The following is an 18,984-nucleotide window of genomic DNA, read 5'->3' as shown; positions in this document are numbered from 1 at the left end:
CATTCCCTCATTGTATTTGTGGCGTTGTTATTACTTAGAGGCAGGTATGTTAACGCCAGGAAGGCCGCTATCCGCGTAATACGCCTGATTCAATCGAAAACGCTGGACTTTACCGGTGGAGGTTTTAGGCAGCGTATCGATAAAGCGTATCGAACGAGGATATTTGTACGGCGCAATTGTTTGCTTTACAAAATCCTGCAGCGTTTGCCGGCAAGCATCATCTTCCTCAAATCCATCGTTTAAAACCACAAATGCCTCAACAATTTGGCCTCGCTCCTGGTGTGGCGCGCCGATCACGGCGCACTCCTTGACGGCGGGGTGGGCAAGCAGAGCCGACTCCACCTCAGGCCCGGCGATGTTGTAACCTGCGGAGATAATCATATCGTCATTGCGGGCGGCGAAATGAAAGTAGCCTTCCTCATCCTGATAAAAGGCATCACCGGTGATGTTCCAGCCATCGGCCACGTAATTGCGTTGCCGCTTATCGGCTAAATAGCGACAACCCGTAGGCCCACGCACCGCGAGCCTGCCGACCGTACCACACGGCACATCGCCCATGGCGTTATCCACAATGCGCGCCTGATAGCCGGTCACCGGTTTGCCCGTACAGTTAGGGCGGTGGTCATCCAGGCGGTTGGAGATAAAAATATGCAGCATTTCAGTGGCCCCGATACCATCCAGTATCGGGACACCCGTTTGCTTGATCCAATCGTGATAGATAGGCGCTGGCAGCGTTTCGCCTGCAGAAACCGCAATGCGCAAGCTGCTCAGATCGGTACGGCTACTAGGAGCGGAGAGCATGGCGCGATAGGCAGTAGGTGCAGTAAACACAACCGTTGCCTGATATTCACGGATAATCTCCATCATGTTGGGCGGGGAGGCGTGCTCAAGCAGTACCGCCGTTGCGCCAAAACGTAAAGGGAAGATAGCAAGCCCGCCCAGGCCAAAGGTAAAGGCCAGTGGGGGAGAACCGACGAAGATATCGTCCGGTGTTACCTGCAGCACTTCCTGAGCATAGCCATCGGCGATGATCAGTAAGTCACGATGAAAATGCATGGTGGCTTTAGGCGAACCGGTGGTACCGGAAGTGAAACCCAGCAGTGCCACGTCATCGGCAGCGGTATCAACAGCATCAAAGGTAGCAGGCTTGCCTAGTGCCAGGCGGTCCAGTTCCGCATCATGGTTCGCTGTGCCATCAAAGCCGACCACCCGCTTGAGAAATTGGCTTTGGGATTGGCTATCCATGAGTTCTTCAAGCAGGCGGGTATCGCATAAGGCCAAACTGATTTCCGCCTTATCAATTACCTGACTCAACTCCTTGGCACGTAGCATCGGCATGGTGTTCACCACTACAGCACCCACCTTGGTGGCTGCTATCCAGCAGGCCACCATTGCCGGGTTATTGGCTGAGCGAATCAACACCCGCTGGCCGGGAATCACGCCTAAATCGTCTACCAATACATTGGCAAGGCGATTGGTCCACTCGGTGAGTTCATGGTAAGTGCGGCGCCTTCCGTTGCCTGCCAGGGCAATACGTTCGCCGAAGCCGTTAGCGACCAAACGGTCACAGAGTTCCACACCCGCGTTTAGCCGTTCGGGGTAATCGAAGCCTGAAAGCAGAAATTCTGGCTGTCCATCAGTGGGTGGCAGGTTATCCCGCGCAAACGTGTCCACATGGGCCGACTGAAAGTACATACCAACCTCCGTATTTAGTGTCGTTGTTTATTCCTGACGACGTCTCAATGAAGGCGCTGTCAGGGATACGGTGTCTGGCGTTATGCATTATTTTTGTTCTTGGCAATGCTTTGTTCTTGGCAATGTAGCGTTTAGCAATGTCGTATTGAGCAAAATTGTGCTGAGTAATGTACGGCGTTTACGTGTGTCAGCTCACCTCGGAAAGCAGGCTACGGGCGATCACGACCTTTTGCACGTCTGAAGCACCTTCATAAATACGAAGCGCGCGGATTTCACGGTAAAGGCTTTCAATAATATGGCCTTTGCGCACCCCGTCGCCGCCGTGTAGCTGCACGGCTTGGTCAATGACCTCCTGCGCCTTGTCAGTGGCAAATAGCTTGGCCATGGCCGCTTCCCGGGTAACGCGCGCAGCACCCTGATCCTTGGTCCAGGCCGCGCGGTAAACCAGAAGGGCGGCCGCATCCACGTTTAGTGCCATGTCGGCCAAGTGGCCCTGAACCATTTGTAGATCGGAGAGTGATGCGCCAAAGAGCTCGCGAGAGCGGCTGCGGGATAATGATTCATCCAGCGCCCGGCGGGCAAAGCCCAGAGCCGCCGCCCCAACGGTTGAACGAAAGACATCCAGAACCGCCATGGCAATACGAAACCCCTGGCCCGGCTGGCCGATTAGCGCGCTTTTCGGCAAAAACATATCGTTAAAGCCCAAGCGAGCCAGCGGGTGAGGGGCAACCGTTTCCAGGCGTTCCCGAATTTCCAGCCCAGGTGTCGTGGCAGGCACTAAAAAAGCCGATAACCCTTTGGCGCCCGGACCTTCGCCGGTACGTGCGAAGACTGTATATATGTCGGCAATACCGCCGTTAGAGATCCACGTTTTTTCGCCATTCAAACGGTAGCCGTCGTCCTCGCGCTGGGCCGTGGTATCGAGCTGCGCTACATCAGAGCCTGAACGAGGCTCGCTCAGCGCAAACGCCGAGAGCGCTTTACCGTGGCGGGTTTTATCCAGCCACTGCTTTTGTTCATCGCTACCAAACAGGCTAATCGCACCGGTGCCCAGCCCCTGCATGGCAAATGCAAAATCAGCCAGGCCATCATGACGAGCGAGAGTCTCGCGGATCAGGCACAAACTGCGTACATCGATATGCTTGCCAGCCGTGCCTTCCAAAAAACCTGCTTTACCCAGGTCACGGACGAGCTGAATACAGGTGGCATCTACATCGCCGTGCTCGCGAGGCAACTCTGCCTGGCACCACTTTTCCAAGCGTGCTGAAAGATCGCGATGCTGGTCCTCAAAGAAGGGCCAATCAAGAAATTGCTGGTCGCTCATTAATCCCCCTTGAACTCGGGTTTTTGTTTGGCTACAAAGGCGTGGTAGGCGCGCGCAAAGTCGTTGGTTTGCATGCAGATCGCTTGTGCCTGAGCTTCTGATTCAATGGCCTGTTCAAGGCTCATCGACCACTCCTGGTTCAGCTGTGTCTTGGTAATGCTATGCGCAAAAGTGGGGCCCTGGGCCAGCCGAGTGGCGTAGGCAATAGCCTCTTCTTCCAGGGCTTCAGGTTCGACTACACGGTTATAAAAGCCCCATTGCAGGCCTTCTTCAGCGCTCATGCTGCGGCCGCTATAAAGTAAATCCGCCGCACGCCCCTGGCCGATAATACGCGGTAGAATCGCGCAGGCGCCCATATCGCAACCAGCTAAACCCACGCGGGTGAACAGAAACGCTGTGCTGGCACGGGGGGTGGCAAAACGAATATCCGAGGACATGGCGATAATCGCTCCCGCCCCTACGCAAATGCCATCAATGGCGGCAATGATCGGTTTGCCGCAGTTCAGCATGGCTTTTACTAAATCCCCCGTCATTCGGGTGAATTCAAGTAAGCCCTTCATGTCACGGCCCACCAGCGGGCCGATAATTTCATGCACATCACCGCCGGAGCAGAAGTTGTCGCCGTTGGACGTAAATACCACCGCGCTCACATCGGTGGCGTACACCAAATCGCGAAAGGTATTGCGCAGCTCGGCATAGCTTTCAAAGGTCAGCGGGTTTTTGCGTTCCGGGCGATTCAGCCGAATAACGGCGACCTTACCTCTCATTTCCCAGATAAAATGTTCAGGGGCTAATTCCGCCATGCTCGTCATCTTATTGTTCTCGTCAGTCAGTGGTTAATCGGGTAGCAAATAGCGTGGTTAAGTCGCGTCGTGAAGTGGCGTGGGTAGCCGGTGGAGCAACTCACCGATATGGTGGGCGTCTTCTTCAGCCACCCCTTCAAATAGCGCATTGATCCAGCGTTCATGTTCAGTTGCCATTTTACTAAAGCTTGCGCGTCCCGCGTCCGTCAGACATACCCGGGTAGCACGTCGGTCACCCTCAATAGCAATACGCTCAACGCAGCCATCCTCTACCAGGCGATCAATAATGCCGGTGACGTTGCCATTCGATACCCGTAAGCGTCGAGACAATTCATTCATCTTCAAGCCATTCCCATCGGCATACAGCGCCGCCATGACATCAAAACGAGGTAGCGTCGTGTCATGCTCGGTACGCAGGCGCTCACGCAGCGTGGATTCCACTTGGCGAGTTACCCGCAACATGCGCAACCATAGCCGCAAGCGTTCCTTGCTCAAGCGCTCTGCCGTCATACCTCGCCTCCTGAAATCGAGATCGCCTGGCCATTGATGGCGCCGCTATGCGGGCCGCATAACCACATGGCGGTCGCGGTCACCTCTGAAGGCGTTATCAGGCGGCCGGTGGGGTTCGTGGATTTAAAATGTGTGCTTGCCTGCTCGGCAGATTGTCCTGTCTTGTTCACAATGGTCTCAATGCTGGCCGCTAATAGTGGCGTGTCGGTAAAACCGGGACATAGCGCATTAACGGTAATGTTACGGGTGGCTGTCTCTGACGCCAGTGAACGCACGAGCCCGACTACTCCATGTTTGGCCGCGCAGTAAGCGCCCACGTAGGCATAGCCTTTAAGGCCTGCGGTAGAGGCAACGGCAATTAATCGGCCGCCGTCGTTTAACTGCTTTAAGCCCTCGCGAAGGGTCAAAAATACCCCGCTCAGGTTAACGTTCAGCATACGCTGCCACTGTTCAAACGAGGTTTTAGCGAACGGCGCGCTTTCGGCAGCGCCCGCATTGGCAATCACAATATCAACGCTACCCAGCTGCTCGAACAGCGCCACCATGGCGGCTTCGTCGGTGACGTCGACTACCGCGCAGTGAATGCTGTCATGCTGCTCGGCGATGGCTTGAAGGGCGGCTTCACGGCGCCCGGTAATCGTGACCTCAGCCCCCGCTTCAGCAAAGGCCAAGGCCATATCGGCACCGATACCGCTGCCGCCGCCGGTAATGACCGCTCGTTTGCCTGCCATATGTTTGTCTACCAGGCTCATACCCAGCCCTCGTCACGTTCTGCCAAGCGCTGTAGCTGATCGGCACCTGCGCGATAGGGCGCTGGCCATTCAACGTCGTGATCGCCCAGCTTAGCCGCAACATGCAGTAACCAGTAAGGGTCGGCGAGGTGAGGACGAGCGATGCATACCAAGTCGGCACGCCCAGCGATCAGAATCGAGTTCACATGATCGGCTTGATAGATATTGCCCACCGCCATGGTGGCGATAGGCGTCTCATTACGGATGCGGTCAGAAAAAGGTGTTTGGAACATGCGCCCATACACCGGTTTGGCCTGTGTCGAGGTTTGCCCGGCGGAGACATCAATGATATCCACGTCTGCTGCGCGAAGACGCTTGGCAATCTCCACCGCATCATCGGGCGTGATGCCTTCATCGCCGCGCCAATCATTGGCGGATATACGTACCGCCAGCGGTTTGTGAGCAGGCCAAACGCTGCGCACGGCGCGGGTAACCTCAAGCGGGTAGCGCAGGCGATTATCTAAAGAGCCGCCATACTCGTCGTCCCGGTGGTTGGTCAGCGGGGTAATGAAGGATGAGAGCAAATAGCCGTGGGCGGCGTGAATCTCGATCATGTCGAAACCAGCGCGGTCAGCCATTTGTGCGGCGCTGACAAACTCGTCACGCACGCGGTCCATATCGTCGCGGGTCATGGCTTTAGGCACCTGATTTCGCTCAGACCAAGGTACGGCAGAGGCTGCCATTATGGGCCAGTTGCCATCGACAAGGGGGGCGTCCATCTCTTGCCAGCCAAGTTGGGTAGAACCTTTAGGGCCTGAATGCCCAAGCTGAGCGCATAGCTTGGCAGAGGTTTCTGCATGAACAAAATCGCACAGGCGTTTCCAGGCGGTTTCATGCTCGGGGGCATACAAGCCCGGGCACCCCGGTGTGATACGCCCGGTTGGGCTGACACAGGTCATCTCGGTGTACACCAAACCGGCGCCACCTTTGGCACGCTCGGCATAATGGGTAAAATGCCAATCGGTGGGGCAGCCATCCACTGCCTTGTATTGCGCCATTGGCGACACCACCACCCGGTTAGCCAAGCGCATATCGCGCAGCTGGTAGGGCGCGAACATCGGCGCCCGGGAACTCTCAGGATTCCCTGCCTGAGCCTGAAACCAGCGTTCTGCGCTTTGCAACCACTGTGGGTCACGCATTCGCAGATTTTCATGGCTGATACGTTGCGAGCGAGTCAATAACGAGTAGTTGAACTGAACCGGGTCGAGATCCAGATAGCGCTCTACCTGCTCGAACCACTCGGTCGAGTTGCGCGCGGCTGATTGCAAACGCAGCACCTCAAAACGGCGTTCCTCTTCATAGCGAGCAAAGGCAGCGCTCATGCTGCTTTCGCTATGTAAATACTCAGCGAGAGCAATGGCACTTTCCAAGGCAAGCTTTGAACCTGAACCAATCGAAAAGTGGGCGGTGGCGGCCGCATCGCCCATCAACACCACATTTTCGAAACTCCACTTTTCGCAGAGTACGCGTGGGAAGTTGATCCACGCCGAGCCGCGCACGTGGTTGGCATTGGTCATTAATGAATGGCCGCCAAGATGTTGGGCAAAGATCCGTTCGCAGATCGCAATCGATTCCTGTTGGCTAAGCTCACCAAAGCCAAACGCCTGCCAGGTAGCCTCACTACACTCAACGATGAACGTCGCGGTATCGTTATCGAACTGATAGGCGTGCGCCCAGACCCAGCCATGCTCGGTCTTTTCGAAAATAAAAGTGAAGGCGTCGTTGAAGGTCTGATGTGTACCCAGCCAGACAAATTTGCAGGCACGCACGTCAATATCGGGTTTGAAATACTCAGCATAAGCTTGGCGGGTACGGGAGTTGAGACCGTCGGCGGCGAGTACCATGTCAAATTCACGCCGGTACTCATCGATACTTGTTTCGGTTATGTCGGTTTCAAAGCGCATTTCTACGCCTAGCTCACGAGCTCGCTCTTGCAGCAAGAGAAGCAATTGACGGCGGCCAATGCCACAAAACCCATGGCCGGTTGAAACGGTTTTAACCCCTTTATGTATAACCGCAACATCATCCCAATACGCGAAATGTTCACGAATACGCGAGGCACTTACCGGGTCATTCGCTGCCAGATTGTCCAGGGTCTCGTCGGATAAAACGACGCCCCAACCAAAGGTATCGTCTGCACGGTTACGCTCGATAACCACAATTTCATGGATGGTATCGCGTAGTTTCATACTGATAGCAAAGTAAAGACCGGCGGGTCCTCCACCCAGGCAGGCGATTTTCATTATTGTTTTCCCCTTAGATGCTCGTTCTTTTTGAAGATAGGGAAATGGCTTTAAAAATTCAAGATTAAAATTTTTAAGCTTAAAGTATTTTTTCAAGCGCTTTTTTATCAGCCACTTATAACACTCGTAATCACGATCATACGGTGTGAACATGGGGGAATGGTACTGCACCAGGGTAGAGATGATATTTATGATCATCCCGCTGAGAAAGGCGCTACTATCGATGGTTGTTTAGTACTAAGGAAACCGGCCCTAATGGGATTGACAGAGCAAGATGAAAAGGTGAGTCTAGCTTTGTTGTAGGTGGCTATTAGCAAGGAGAAGCTACATGCTCGAAGATTGCAAAAATGCCCAGGAGCGCTGGGGAGGCGTTCATAACCTGATTGATCGATGGCTTGAGCAGCGTCGCTCGCTGTTGATCACTTTTATTGAGTTGAAGGAAGCGTGCGACAGCGAGCTTGAGGCTGTCAGTAAAGCGCGCATTGATACCTTCAGCGAAACGCTAATGGATTATATCAGCGCCGGTCACTTTGAAATTTACCCTCAGTTAGCCGAAGAGGCGCGGGCGTTCAATGATGAAAGTGCCCTGCAGATTGCCTCTCAGCTTCTGGAGCGGCTGGAAATGTCTACCGAAATGGTGCTCGAGTTCGATACTGACTACGCATCGTCAGTTCGTTGTCAGCAGCATTTGGTAAGGCTGCCTGCCTGGATCGACCGCTTGGCAAAAGGTCTAACCGAACGTTTTGCGTTAGAAGATCAGCTGATCGCGCGCTTGCATGCGGCACATACGCCTCTGCATACCAAAACCTCCGCCTAATATTGCCCTCCAGAAGCATCGCCAGACGATGCTTTGTCTGCTTAGCCCTGTCCATTTCTATGCCTGATTATTGCGCCAGCGGCGAGTGATGGCGTCGAGCCGCCCCGGCCGTGCCACCTAACCCCGGCAGCGCTGGGCGCGCTGCTCTCGCGCCGGGCCGCCGCTGCGGGTGCGCTGGCGCTTACCACGCGCTACGGGGTTTGCGTTAAATCGGGGTTCGGGTATTCGTAGCGCGTGGTAACGCATTTGTGAGGGACGAACAAATACGGCACCCGCGTATGGCGGCGTTGAGCCGCCCCGGCCGTGCCATATAGGTCATTCATTGCTATTCCTGTTCACAACACGATGAAACTTTCCGCCTAGCACCAGCATGCATGGGGTGAGCAGTAGGGTAAGGGCGGTGGCGAACGTTAAGCCTCCGGCAATCGCGCTCGACATCTGCGTCCACCACTGCGCTGAAGGCGCGTTGAAACCCAGCGACGGCGCGAACAAATTAACGTTCATGCCCAGTACCATCGGCATCAGGCCCAGAACCGTTGTGATAGCCGTCAACAGTACGGGGCGCAGGCGCAAACAGCCGGCTTCCAGCGCGGCTTCGCCGGGTGCCAACCCTTCGCGGCGCAGCTCGTTATAGGTATCGATCAATACGATGTTGTTGTTCACCACGATACCGGCCAGCGCGATGACCCCCATGCCCACCATCACGATGCCAAATGCCTGGCCCGTTATCAGCAGGCCTATCAGAATGCCCGCCGTCGAGAAAACGATGGCTGACAACACCAGAATGGCTTGATAGAAGCTGTTGAATTGGGTGACCAGGATCAGCGACATCAACCCAATGGCCACAAAGAAAGCGCTGATCAAGAACTGCATCGCCTCCAACTGATCTTCCTGCTCGCCGGCAACGTTAACCATCAAGCCATCTGGCAAGCGGTCTTGAGCTGCCTGGAACAGCGCGCTTAAGCGTTCGTCCGCCAAGTACCCGGGCGCGAGATCAGCTTCAACGGTAATTGCCCGGCGCCCATCAATGCGGTTTAGCGTGCCCACTTTGGGCGCTGGGGCAATCTCTACGAAGTGTGAAATCGGCACCTGCCCACGTGGGGTATTAATCGTCATGCGGCCCAGCTGGTCAAGCGAGCGCCAGCCTTCGGGTAAACGAACGCGGATATCCACCTCATCGCTGACTTCAGGCGGGCGGTAGCTGGCCACCTGCAGGCCGGTTGTGAGCAGTTGCACGGCGCTACCGATGGTGGTGATATTGGTGCCCATGCGCGCGGCTGCTTCACGGTCCACATTGATGCGCCATTCAACCCCAGGCAGGCTACGGTTATCTTGAATGGCAACGAAGCCGCCCAGCTCGTGCATGATGGCCTGCAGTTGATCGACTCCTGAGTCGGCAACGCTTGGGTTCAGGGCGCTCACTTCCAGCACGATCGGCTTGCCGCCCCCTGGCCCCATTTCCTGCTCCTGAAACTCCAGGCGAATACCCGGAATGTCGCTTGCGCGTTCGGCCATGTCCGCCAATATTTCGCGTGAAGGCCGACGCTCATACCACTCGATAAACTGGAACTGGAGCATGCCAATTACATCGTTACCCAGCTGTTCATTGGGCGTTGCAAACGAACGCGCGTAGAGCGCCTGTACTTCACTCATGCCAGACAGCCGCGCTTCAACGCGCTGAACAATGGCATCTGTTTCCTGGGCGGAGAAGTCGCCCCGGGCGCGTACCAATACCTGGGCGCTGTCCGGCTCAACATTGGGGAAGAAATCCACGCCGTGATTAAAGCGCCCGTAAGCCGTGTAAATTAACGCCAGAAGCAGCAGGGCGACTATCAATACCCAACCTGGGTGCGCCAGCAGTCGGGAAAGCAGGCGCCGATAGCCACGGCCCATTCGGGTGCTTTGATCGGGGCGAGTGTCTTCTTGGGTCGGCACCGCCGCCGTGCGGGTAAACAGTCGCCCAAGCGTGGGCAAGAAAATTAGTGCCATGGCCAGCGATGCCAATAAACAAAGAATCACCGTCGCCGGCAGGTATTTCATGAACTGGCCGACCATGCCGGGCCAGAACAGCAGAGGCATAAACACTGCAAGCGTGGTGGCGGTTGAGGCTATCACCGGCCAGCTCATGCGTGAGGCGGCATTCAGCCACGCTTGGTGGGGCGATTGGCCTTCACGCAGATGTCGATCCGCCAACTCGCTAACTACAATCGCTCCATCCACCAGCATGCCCGCTACCAGAATGAGGGCGAACAGCACCACGATATTGAGTGTGAATCCAAACGCCCAAACCAGCAGAATGCCGGTTAAAAAAGCGCCCGGGATAGTCAGACCCACCAGGAGTGCCATACGCAGACCCATCACGGCGACCACGACGATCAATACCAGAACGACTGCCGTCAGCACGTTGTTGAGAAGTTCTGATAGCATATCCTCGACGGTGGTCGACTGATCAAGAATCGTTGTGACACTTAATTGCTCGGGCAGAAGGTCGCTTGCCTGGTCCAGTGTCTCGCGCACGGCGGCAATGGTGGCAATGATGTTGGCGCCTGCGCGTTTGGAAATTTCCAATACCACGGCTGGCTGGTCATCGATGCGCGCAAAGCCTTCAGGGTCTTTAAAGGTGGGATGAATCCAGGCGACATCGCCAAATGTCACAACGCGATCTTCATCTACTTTGACTGGCATGTTCATGACATCTTCGAGCGATTCGATAACGCCGGGTACCTTCATCGCCATGCGACCCGCACCGGTATCCAGGCTGCCTGCCGCCACCAGCCGGTTGTTGTTGGAAACCATGTTGAATAGCTCGTTAAAATCGATGCCGTAGCTATTCAGCACCAGCGGGTCGACCACGATCTCCAGAAGATCCTCCTGTTCGCCGGCAATATCGACTTCCAGAACGTCGGCGATACCTTCAATCTCTTCCTTCAACCGACGCGCCACGGTAATTCGTTCGCGAGTGTCCAACTGCCCGGAAAGACCAATACTGAGTACCGGAAACTCCGAAACGTTGACCTCCATGACGCGCGGCTCATCTGCCTCCGAAGGCAGCTCGTTACGAGCGATATCAACCCGGTCACGAACGTCGGAAAGTGCCATGTCAGGATCGAACCCAGGGTCGAACTCCAGGGAAATAGAAGCGTGGCCTTCGCTTGATTGGGCTGTGAACTTGCGTAGCCCTTCAATGCCCCGCAGCTCTTGCTCCATGGGGCGAATCAACAAACGCTCGCCATCCTCCGGGCTAACGCCCTCCAATGTCAGCGACACATAGATCAGCGGGATCGTGACATCGGGGTTGGCTTCCTTGGGAATGACCTGCCAGGCGACAACGCCAGCGAGTAACAGGCTGACCAATAGAAACAGCGTGGTGCGCGTATGGTGAAGCGCGGCATCAATCAACTGGCGCATCAGTGGGCCTCGGATGCAGCGTCAACAGTGACAGGGTCGACGACCTCACCCGGGTTAACAAGGCCAGCGCCCAGCGTGATCAGGCGGACCTGGTCGGGCAGGCCGCTGACGTAGGCGCTTTCAATCGTCGCGCTGACCAGCTCTACAGGTGTCTGAACCACTTCATTGTCGGCGTTGATATGCTTGATGGTTAACTGATTTTCATGGTCAAGCGACAACAGCGCAGGAGAGAGCCGATGTACCGAACGAGGTGGTAGTGTAATGGTAAGCTCCGCGCTGCCGCCCGCCATGGGCAGTTGCAGGGGATTATCCAGCGTGGCTTCGACATAGAACGTACGCGTCGATTCATCAGCGCGACGGCTGATAAAGCTCAGCTCACCTTCAAGATGCGCACCATTGAGCAAGCGCGCAGTGACGGGCAGGCCAACGGAAAGATCGCCCACTTGTTGCTGGGATACCCAGGCTGCACCGGTCAAACGGCTGTCATCCACCAGGCGGCCCCACTCTTCGCCGGGCTGTACAAGATCGCCAAGCTCCACCTGCACACGATCCAGTGTGCCGCTAAAAGGCGCTTGCGGGCGTGAATCAGCCAGCTGCTTTTCAAGCTGGGCCACTTGCGCTGCACTCGCACTCAACGAGGCTTGCAAGCGCAGTAGCTCCGGCTGGGAAATCAGCTGGCGCTGGCGCAGGTTCTGGGCGCCGGAGTATTCGGCCTGGGCAAGCGATAGCTCATCGCGCGCCTGTTGCAAACGCTCTGGTAACGCATCGTTATCCAGTACCAGCAGTGTATCGCCTGCCTCAACGGGGCTACCCTGGTCGACGGGTTTTTCCACCACAAACCCGCCTACGTTGGCGCGTAGCGTCACTTCACGATCGGCAGTCAACTGGCCTTGGATCAACTGTTGAGGAATGAACAGCGTACTGGTGAGCGGGGTAATTTCGACGCGTGGGCTGCTTACCTGCCCAGAGCTCTCCGCTTCGGGCGGGGCTGGCTGAAAGCGCTGAAAGTCGCCCAGCACTAACCAGACAACCAAGCCAAGCACCAGCAAGCTTGCTAAGGCGTAAGAAGAGCGGAACTTGCGCATATTAAAGAGGCCTGTATCCCTGGCAACGGTGTTGAACAACACATGAACGAGAAAAAAAGAGCAGCGATACAATAGCGCAACTAATGGCCAGCAGCGAGTGCTTGGCGGGCAGGCGAGAGGGAAGTCGCCGTATGTATGATTGAGTTTTTACATGACTGAGCATACCATCTTGGCATCTTGAGTTCTGTCGACCCACCCTAAGGCGAACCAACCAAGGAGCAATGATGAAAGATCCCGTACGTATTGCGATTACCGGCGGTGCCGGCCAGATCAGCTACTCTCTTATTTTCCGCATCGCCGCTGGCGACATGCTGGGCGCGGATCAGCCCGTTATTCTTCAATTGCTCGAAATTCCTCAGGCAATGGATGCGCTGAATGGCGTGGTGATGGAAGTCAACGACTGTGCTTTCCCGCTGGTACAGGACATTGTTGCCACAGACGATCCGAACGTCGCGTTCAAAGATGCTGATTTCGCTCTGCTGGTAGGTGCTCGCCCGCGCGGTCCGGGTATGGAGCGTAAAGATCTGCTGGAAGCCAACGCCGCGATCTTCTCTGTACAAGGCAAAGCGCTTAACGATCACGCCAGCCGTGACGTGAAGGTATTGGTAGTTGGCAACCCGGCCAACACCAATGCGTTGATTGCCTCCTGCAACGCGCCAGATCTCGACAAAGGCCAGTTCACCGCCATGACGCGCCTGGACCACAACCGTGCGTTGACTCAGCTGGCACAAAAAACCGGCAAGCATGTTAACGACGTTGAGAACATGATCATCTGGGGCAACCACAGCGCCACTCAGTACCCGGATATTGCGCAATGCAAGGTTGACGGCAAAGCCGCATCTGACCTGGTTGAGCGTGACTGGTACGAAAACGACTTTATCCCCACTGTTCAACAGCGCGGTGCGGCCATCATCAAAGCACGCGGTGCCTCTTCTGCAGCATCAGCGGCGTCTTCTGCCATTGATCACATGCGTGATTGGGCGCTGGGCACTGATGGCATCGTCAGCATGGCGATTCCGTCTGACGGCAGCTACGGCATCGAAGAAGGCATCATCTACTCCTACCCGGTTCGTTGTCAGGGTGGCAAATACGAAATCGTACAAGGCTTCGAGCTTGACGAATTCAGCCAAGAGAAGATGAAAGCTACCGAGAAAGAATTACGTGAAGAGCGTGCAGCAGTTGAGCATCTGCTCGGCTAAACGCGCCCGCTGGCTCTGCCAGTAACGCAAAACCCCGCAAGCTATGCTTGCGGGGTTTTTTATTGCCAGCACCGAATGTAGCGCCATACCCGTAGCGCGTGGTAAGCCGCCAAGCGCTGTCGCGGTTGGGTGATGGGGCGTAAGAAGCGAGATACGGTAGTGCTGCCAGGCTCTCAACCGTTCGCCAGCACCTCAAGGCGGTCACGGCCATTGCGTTTTGCTTCGTAGAGCGCTTGGTCGCTCTGCTCCAGCAGGGCGTTGAGATCCTTGGGCGGCTGGCTGAACAGGGTGGCGCCCAGGCTTAGAGTGACCGGGTAGGGCGTATTGAAGGTTTTAGTGGCTACTTCGTTAAAGCGCACGCGTAGCTCCTCGCCTACGCATCGAATCTGCTGCGCTGATGTATCGCTAAGAAGAAAAGCGAATTCGTCACCACCCAGGCGGGCTTTAAGCGCCCCTTCGGGTAGTATCTGCTGGGCAAGGTCGCTCAAGGTTATCAGCAGAAAATCACCCGCCGCATGGCCGTGAAGATCATTGGCAAGCTTGAAATGATCGATATCGATCAACAAAAGCGCCCCTGGATGCGCCGGCGTCACGTTCGCCAGGCTGCGGCGAGCGCAGGCTTCGAAGCCGCGCCGGTTATAGAGCGATGTCAGCGGGTCGCTCTCGGCTAGGCGCTTGATCACGCTTTCGCGCCGGTAGCGTACCGTGCCGGTCATGGAAAGGGCGATCAGCAGTATGGCCATCACGCCTTCAACAAGCGAAACGCGGATAATGACCCCGCGAAAAATGGAAAGATCGATCAGCGTGCCGGGTATAAGGGGCATCGCCGCCTTGGCAATATAGAACACGCCGTGAGCCAACAGCACGTAGTGTAATTGGCGGGTGCCGACCGTCGCCATGTCGGGCTCGAGCCTTAACAGAGCGCTGGCCCTGAGCGATACAAACCCTACCAGCAGTGAATTGGCAATCAGATAAAGTTTCGAACTTTCCGGGCCTTCAGGAAGCAGGAGCAGCAAGCTCCACAAGGCGGGCAGCAGCGTCCATAAGCGCGAAGGGCGCCCGCCCACAAAGCGGATGACGCCCAACAGGAACATCCAGTGGGCGAAGATCAACAAACCGTTGGCGAACCAGACGCCCACCACAAAATAGCCATAGGCACGCAGCAAGGAGAGGCTACAGCCAACGGTGATCGTGGCAAAGCCCGCTGCCCAGTAGAGAAGGGCGCTGTCGCGGGCGCTGCGCCACTCTATCAGCAGAGAAATGGCCGCTGCCGCTGCGATGGCAATGGTCAGGGTCAGTATCGTGGGTGGATCGAAGGCCATGGTCGGGTCAATCCGTACAGCCAAGGGTAGAAGCGGTCAGGCGCATAGGTGGCCGTTAATCTCGCAGGCTCATAATCCGCCATTGGCGCTCTTCGGCGATTTTGCGCAGCGTGGCGTCGGGGTCAACGGCTACCGGGTGATCAACTTCTTCAAGTAGGGGCAGGTCGTTATGGGAATCGCTGTAGAACCAAGCGCCGTCCAGCGTGAAGTCCTTATCCTCAAGCCAGGCATGCAGACGAGTCACTTTGCCTTCACGGTAGCTGGGAATGCCGGATACGCGTCCGGTATAGCGGCCGCTTTCTACTTCGGGGTCAACAGCGATCAAGTAGTCAACGCCCAGGCGTTCTGCTATCGGCGCGGTGATAAAACGGTTCGTTGCAGTAATAATCAATAGCGTATCGCCCCGGGTGCGGTGACGGGCCAAAAGCTCTTCGGCCTTGGGCAGAATATGCGGCTCAATTTTGCTGGCCATAAACTGCTGGTGCCAGGCGGAAAGTTGTTCCGGCGTGTTTTCTGCCAGCGGTTTCAGCGCTATTTCCAGAAAGGCTGCCATATCCAGCGTGCCTGCATTGTAGTCGGCCATAAAGCGCTCGTTGGCTTCGCGATAGGCAACCGGGTCCACCGCTCCCTGTTCGAGCAGGAACTCACCCCATGCATGATCGCTGTCGGTGGATATCAGCGTATTATCCAGGTCGAAAATGGCCAGACTCACGGCGCTCCCCTTATGGTCAGTCATTATATGTGATGTATTGGTATGAACAGCTAGATATGAACGGCAAAACAAAGGGGCGGATTATCGCAGAGTCATCAGTTCTTGCCTAACCTCTTTCCCACCCGATAAGGCAGCCATTAGCCAGTTAGCGTTATATTGTATTGATACGCTTGTCGCCCTTGTGGAAAAATGGGGATAACTGAAAATTTATTAAGGTGACGTCCGTGATCGACGCTGACGGCTTTCGTCCCAATGTTGGTATTATCATTACCAACAGCCAGGGGCAGCTGCTATGGGCGCGTCGTGTAGGGCAAAATGCGTGGCAATTCCCCCAGGGGGGCATTAAAGCAAGCGAGACACCACAACAAGCCCTCTTTCGTGAGCTTTTTGAGGAGATCGGCCTGACTGCCGACGACGTTGATATTATCGCCTGCACCCGGGGGTGGCTGCGCTACCGTCTGCCACGACGCATGATTCGTACACATTCACGGCCAGTGTGTATTGGCCAGAAACAAAAATGGTACTTGCTGAAAATTCGCTGTCAGGAAAATCGTATCAGCATGACGGCAACACCCAAACCTGAGTTCGATGGTTGGCGGTGGGTAAGCTATTGGTACCCGCTAGGGCAAGTGGTACCGTTCAAACGAGAGGTGTATCGGCGCGCGTTAAGAGAGCTTTCTCCCCGCGTTCAGCGCCTGGCACAAAATGATGAAGGATAACGCGTGCTCCACGGCTCTGGATGAGCAGTGAAAGTCTGTCGAAAAGATCCTCAGCGAGGCAAATAACAGTGAAAAGTAAAACGTCCATGCTTGAGGTACTGCGTCGTGTTATTCAGGAGGTCAACGGCGCGCGCAACCTAGACGCTGCGCTTTCGACAATGGTGCGCCGCATCCGTAAGGCGATGCAAACCGACGTCTGCTCGTTCTACCTTTACGATAAAACGCTTGAGTCACTGGTACTGATGGAAACCATCGGGTTGCGCACTCAGGCAGTCGGCCATGTGGTGCTGCCATTGGGCGAAGGGTTGGTGGGGCTGGTGGCCAAGCGCAGCGAACCCTTGAATCTGGAAGATGCCCGATCGCATCCACACTTTCGCTATTTTGAAGCCACCGGGGAGGAGCGCTACTCAAGCTTCCTCGGTGTGCCGATTATTCACCAACGCCAAATGCTGGGCGTACTGGTGGTTCAGCAGGCGGAAAAGCGTAGCTACGACGACGAAGATGAAGCTTTTCTGGTGACCATGGCCGCTCAGTTGGCGGGCGTGTTGGCCCACGCGTTGGCAACCGGTAACCTGACTCGTCCGGCGTTGCCTGGCGGGCAGGCCATGTTCAAGGGAGTGGCGGCGTCGCCAGGCGTTGCCATGGGGGAAGCCGTGGTGATTACGCCACCCGCCGATCTCAACAGCGTGCCAGACTTGGTCCCCAGCAATGAAGCCTATGAAATTGCGCGCCTAAAAGAGGCGATTGCCAAAACCCGTGATGAGATTCGTGCGGCGGCCGAACGTTTGGCAAGCCGTATATCTTCTCAGGAACTGGCGCTTTTTGATGTCTACCAGCAAATGCTGGGCGAAGCCGCGCTCTCGGAAGAGGTTGAAAAACGCATTCGTGAAGGGCAGTGGGCACCCGGGGCGCTTGCCGATGTAGTAAGACGCCACGTTCAATACCTGGAGCGGGTGGATGACGACTACCTGAGCGAGCGCGCAGCCGATATCCGTGACCTTGGGCGCCGCGTGTTGAGCCATTTGCAAGAAGATGCACCTTCAACGCCGGAAACCTACCCGGACAATGCCATTTTGGTAGGCGATGAAATTAGTGTTGCCATGCTTGGCGAGGTGCCTCGGGATAAGCTCAAAGGGCTTGTGTCGGTGCACGGTTCAAGCACTTCTCACGTAGCCATCGTTGCCCGCGCCATGGGAATACCTACCGTGTTGGGAATGATGGATTTACCCTTGCCACGTTTGAATGGTGCGCCCGTGGTGCTGGATGGCCATCGGGGGCGCCTATTTGTTCGACCGACCGCTGACCTTACCTTACGTTATGAAAATCTGATCGCTGAAGAAAAGGTGCTTAGCGAGCTGTTAGAACACGAACAGGACCTGCCCAGCACTACCCAGGACGGCCATGAAATGCCACTAATGGTGAATACGGGGTTGGCCGTTGATGCAACGACACTGCTTAAAAGCCGTATTGCCGGAGTAGGCCTTTATCGTACCGAAGTGCCGTTTATGATCACCGAGCGCTTTCCGGGTGAAAAAGAGCAAATGCGCATGTACCGCGAGCAGCTTGAAGGCTTCGCACCGCTGCCGGTGGTTATGCGCACCCTGGATATTGGCGGTGATAAAGACCTGCCGTACTTCCCGATTGAAGAAGCCAACCCTTTTCTGGGCTGGCGCGGCATGCGGGTAACGCTTGACCACCCGGAAGTGCTGATGGTTCAGCTGCGCGCCATGCTGAAAGCCTCCCATGGGCTGAATAACCTTTATGTTCTTTTCCCGATGATTACCAATGTCGAGGAAGTCGATGAAGCGTTAAAGCTGCTGGATCGCGCGATTATTGAGCTGGGCGAGGAGGGAATCACCATAAAACGCCCCAAAGTGGGTGTAATGATCGAAGTCCCTGCGACCATTTATCAGATGGATGCGTTGGCAAAGCGAGTCGACTTTTTCTCTGTGGGCAGTAACGACTTAACCCAGTACCTGCTCGCGGTTGACCGTAATAATCCTCGGGTATCCAGCCTTTATGATGCGCTGCACCCGGCGTTGTTAGGAGCGCTTCAGGAGCTTTCACTGGATGCTCGGCGGCTTAACAAACCCATTTCCCTTTGCGGTGAACTGGCAGGGGACCCGGCCGGTGCGTTACTGTTGATGGCTATGGGCTTTACCGCACTTTCCATGAATGCGCCCAGCTTGCCTAAGGTCCGTGCCGCCATTCGACGGGTAACACTACATGATGCCAAGGCGCTGCTGGCAGAAATCATGTGCATGGATACGCCAACTCAGGTGCACGAGCACCTGAATAAGCGCATGGACGAGTGGCAACTTTCGCATCTGCTCCCCCCACGAGATTAACCTTGCGG

The 18,984-nt window shown here is 55.9% G+C and carries 15 protein-coding genes; 4 read left to right on the top strand and 11 right to left on the bottom strand.

Going from position 1 to position 18,984, the window contains the following annotated elements; translation table 11 throughout:
• Window positions 1-30: 30 nt before the first annotated feature.
• From ELY38_RS08060 to ELY38_RS08035, 6 genes are all read right to left on the bottom strand, one after another.
• Window positions 31-1,695: a benzoate-CoA ligase family protein gene (locus ELY38_RS08060; protein ID WP_127061225.1), complete on the bottom strand. Its 1,665-nt coding sequence runs from the start codon at window positions 1,693-1,695 to the stop codon at window positions 31-33.
• 187 nt (window positions 1,696-1,882) lie between these two features.
• Window positions 1,883-3,019 carry an acyl-CoA dehydrogenase family protein gene (locus tag ELY38_RS08055; RefSeq protein WP_127061223.1) on the bottom strand — a complete coding sequence of 379 codons (1,137 nt, stop codon included), beginning with the start codon at window positions 3,017-3,019 and terminating at the stop codon, window positions 1,883-1,885.
• Window positions 3,019-3,822, bottom strand: a complete 804-nt coding sequence (locus ELY38_RS08050; protein WP_422822319.1) for an enoyl-CoA hydratase family protein — start codon at window positions 3,820-3,822, stop codon at window positions 3,019-3,021. Before ELY38_RS08050 ends, ELY38_RS08055 begins: the two co-directional genes overlap by 1 nt.
• Window positions 3,823-3,879: 57 nt before the next feature.
• Window positions 3,880-4,332, bottom strand: coding sequence for a MarR family winged helix-turn-helix transcriptional regulator (locus tag ELY38_RS08045; protein WP_127061219.1), 453 nt, complete (start codon window positions 4,330-4,332; stop codon window positions 3,880-3,882).
• Entirely contained in the window at window positions 4,329-5,084 is a 756-nt protein-coding gene (locus tag ELY38_RS08040) for an SDR family NAD(P)-dependent oxidoreductase (RefSeq protein ID WP_127061217.1), read from the bottom strand. Before ELY38_RS08040 ends, ELY38_RS08045 begins: the two co-directional genes overlap by 4 nt.
• Entirely contained in the window at window positions 5,081-7,366 is a 2,286-nt protein-coding gene (locus ELY38_RS08035) for a bifunctional salicylyl-CoA 5-hydroxylase/oxidoreductase (protein ID WP_127061215.1), read from the bottom strand. The genes ELY38_RS08040 and ELY38_RS08035 overlap by 4 nt, the downstream gene beginning before the upstream one ends.
• A gap of 328 nt (window positions 7,367-7,694) precedes the next feature.
• Between ELY38_RS08035 and rsd the strand changes: the two genes are divergently transcribed.
• Window positions 7,695-8,183, top strand: a complete 489-nt coding sequence (gene rsd / locus ELY38_RS08030) for a sigma D regulator (RefSeq protein ID WP_127061213.1) — start codon at window positions 7,695-7,697, stop codon at window positions 8,181-8,183.
• Between the two features lie 191 nt (window positions 8,184-8,374).
• Here rsd and ELY38_RS19525 read toward each other — a convergent pair whose 3' ends face one another.
• Genes ELY38_RS19525 through ELY38_RS08020 form a run of 3 tightly spaced genes read right to left on the bottom strand, consistent with a single transcriptional unit; the run spans window position 8,375 to window position 12,676 of the window.
• Window positions 8,375-8,506, bottom strand: coding sequence for a hypothetical protein (locus ELY38_RS19525; protein ID WP_281274322.1), 132 nt, complete (start codon window positions 8,504-8,506; stop codon window positions 8,375-8,377).
• Complete coding sequence (locus ELY38_RS08025) at window positions 8,499-11,591, bottom strand: efflux RND transporter permease subunit (protein ID WP_127061211.1); 3,093 nt, start codon at window positions 11,589-11,591, stop codon at window positions 8,499-8,501. The genes ELY38_RS19525 and ELY38_RS08025 overlap by 8 nt, the downstream gene beginning before the upstream one ends.
• On the bottom strand, window positions 11,591-12,676 hold the full coding sequence (locus ELY38_RS08020) for an efflux RND transporter periplasmic adaptor subunit (RefSeq protein WP_127061209.1): 1,086 nt from the start codon (window positions 12,674-12,676) through the stop codon (window positions 11,591-11,593). Before ELY38_RS08020 ends, ELY38_RS08025 begins: the two co-directional genes overlap by 1 nt.
• A gap of 224 nt (window positions 12,677-12,900) precedes the next feature.
• On the opposite strand from ELY38_RS08020, the gene ELY38_RS08015 reads away from it, so the two are divergent.
• Window positions 12,901-13,875, top strand: coding sequence for a malate dehydrogenase (locus ELY38_RS08015; RefSeq protein ID WP_126949301.1), 975 nt, complete (start codon window positions 12,901-12,903; stop codon window positions 13,873-13,875).
• Between the two features lie 173 nt (window positions 13,876-14,048).
• Here ELY38_RS08015 and ELY38_RS08010 read toward each other — a convergent pair whose 3' ends face one another.
• Window positions 14,049-15,197 carry a GGDEF domain-containing protein gene (locus tag ELY38_RS08010; protein WP_127061207.1) on the bottom strand — a complete coding sequence of 383 codons (1,149 nt, stop codon included), beginning with the start codon at window positions 15,195-15,197 and terminating at the stop codon, window positions 14,049-14,051.
• A 55-nt stretch (window positions 15,198-15,252) separates the two neighbouring features.
• Window positions 15,253-15,909, bottom strand: coding sequence for a histidinol-phosphatase (locus tag ELY38_RS08005; protein WP_127061205.1), 657 nt, complete (start codon window positions 15,907-15,909; stop codon window positions 15,253-15,255).
• A gap of 224 nt (window positions 15,910-16,133) precedes the next feature.
• Here ELY38_RS08005 and ELY38_RS08000 point away from each other — a divergent pair, with 224 nt between their 5' ends.
• Window positions 16,134-16,628 (top strand): RNA pyrophosphohydrolase, encoded by a 495-nt coding sequence (locus ELY38_RS08000; RefSeq protein ID WP_127061203.1) that lies wholly within the window; start codon window positions 16,134-16,136, stop codon window positions 16,626-16,628.
• Window positions 16,629-16,714: 86 nt separating this feature from the next.
• Window positions 16,715-18,976 carry a phosphoenolpyruvate--protein phosphotransferase gene (gene ptsP, locus ELY38_RS07995; RefSeq protein ID WP_127061323.1) on the top strand — a complete coding sequence of 754 codons (2,262 nt, stop codon included), beginning with the start codon at window positions 16,715-16,717 and terminating at the stop codon, window positions 18,974-18,976.
• Window positions 18,977-18,984: the final 8 nt, after the last annotated feature.

The sequence above is a fragment of the Vreelandella nanhaiensis genome (assembly GCF_003990185.1).
Taxonomy (GTDB): Bacteria; Pseudomonadota; Gammaproteobacteria; order Pseudomonadales; family Halomonadaceae; genus Vreelandella; species Vreelandella nanhaiensis.
The sequence above is the reverse complement of the archived record's forward strand: the minus strand, read 5'-3'. Positions and strand labels throughout refer to the sequence as shown.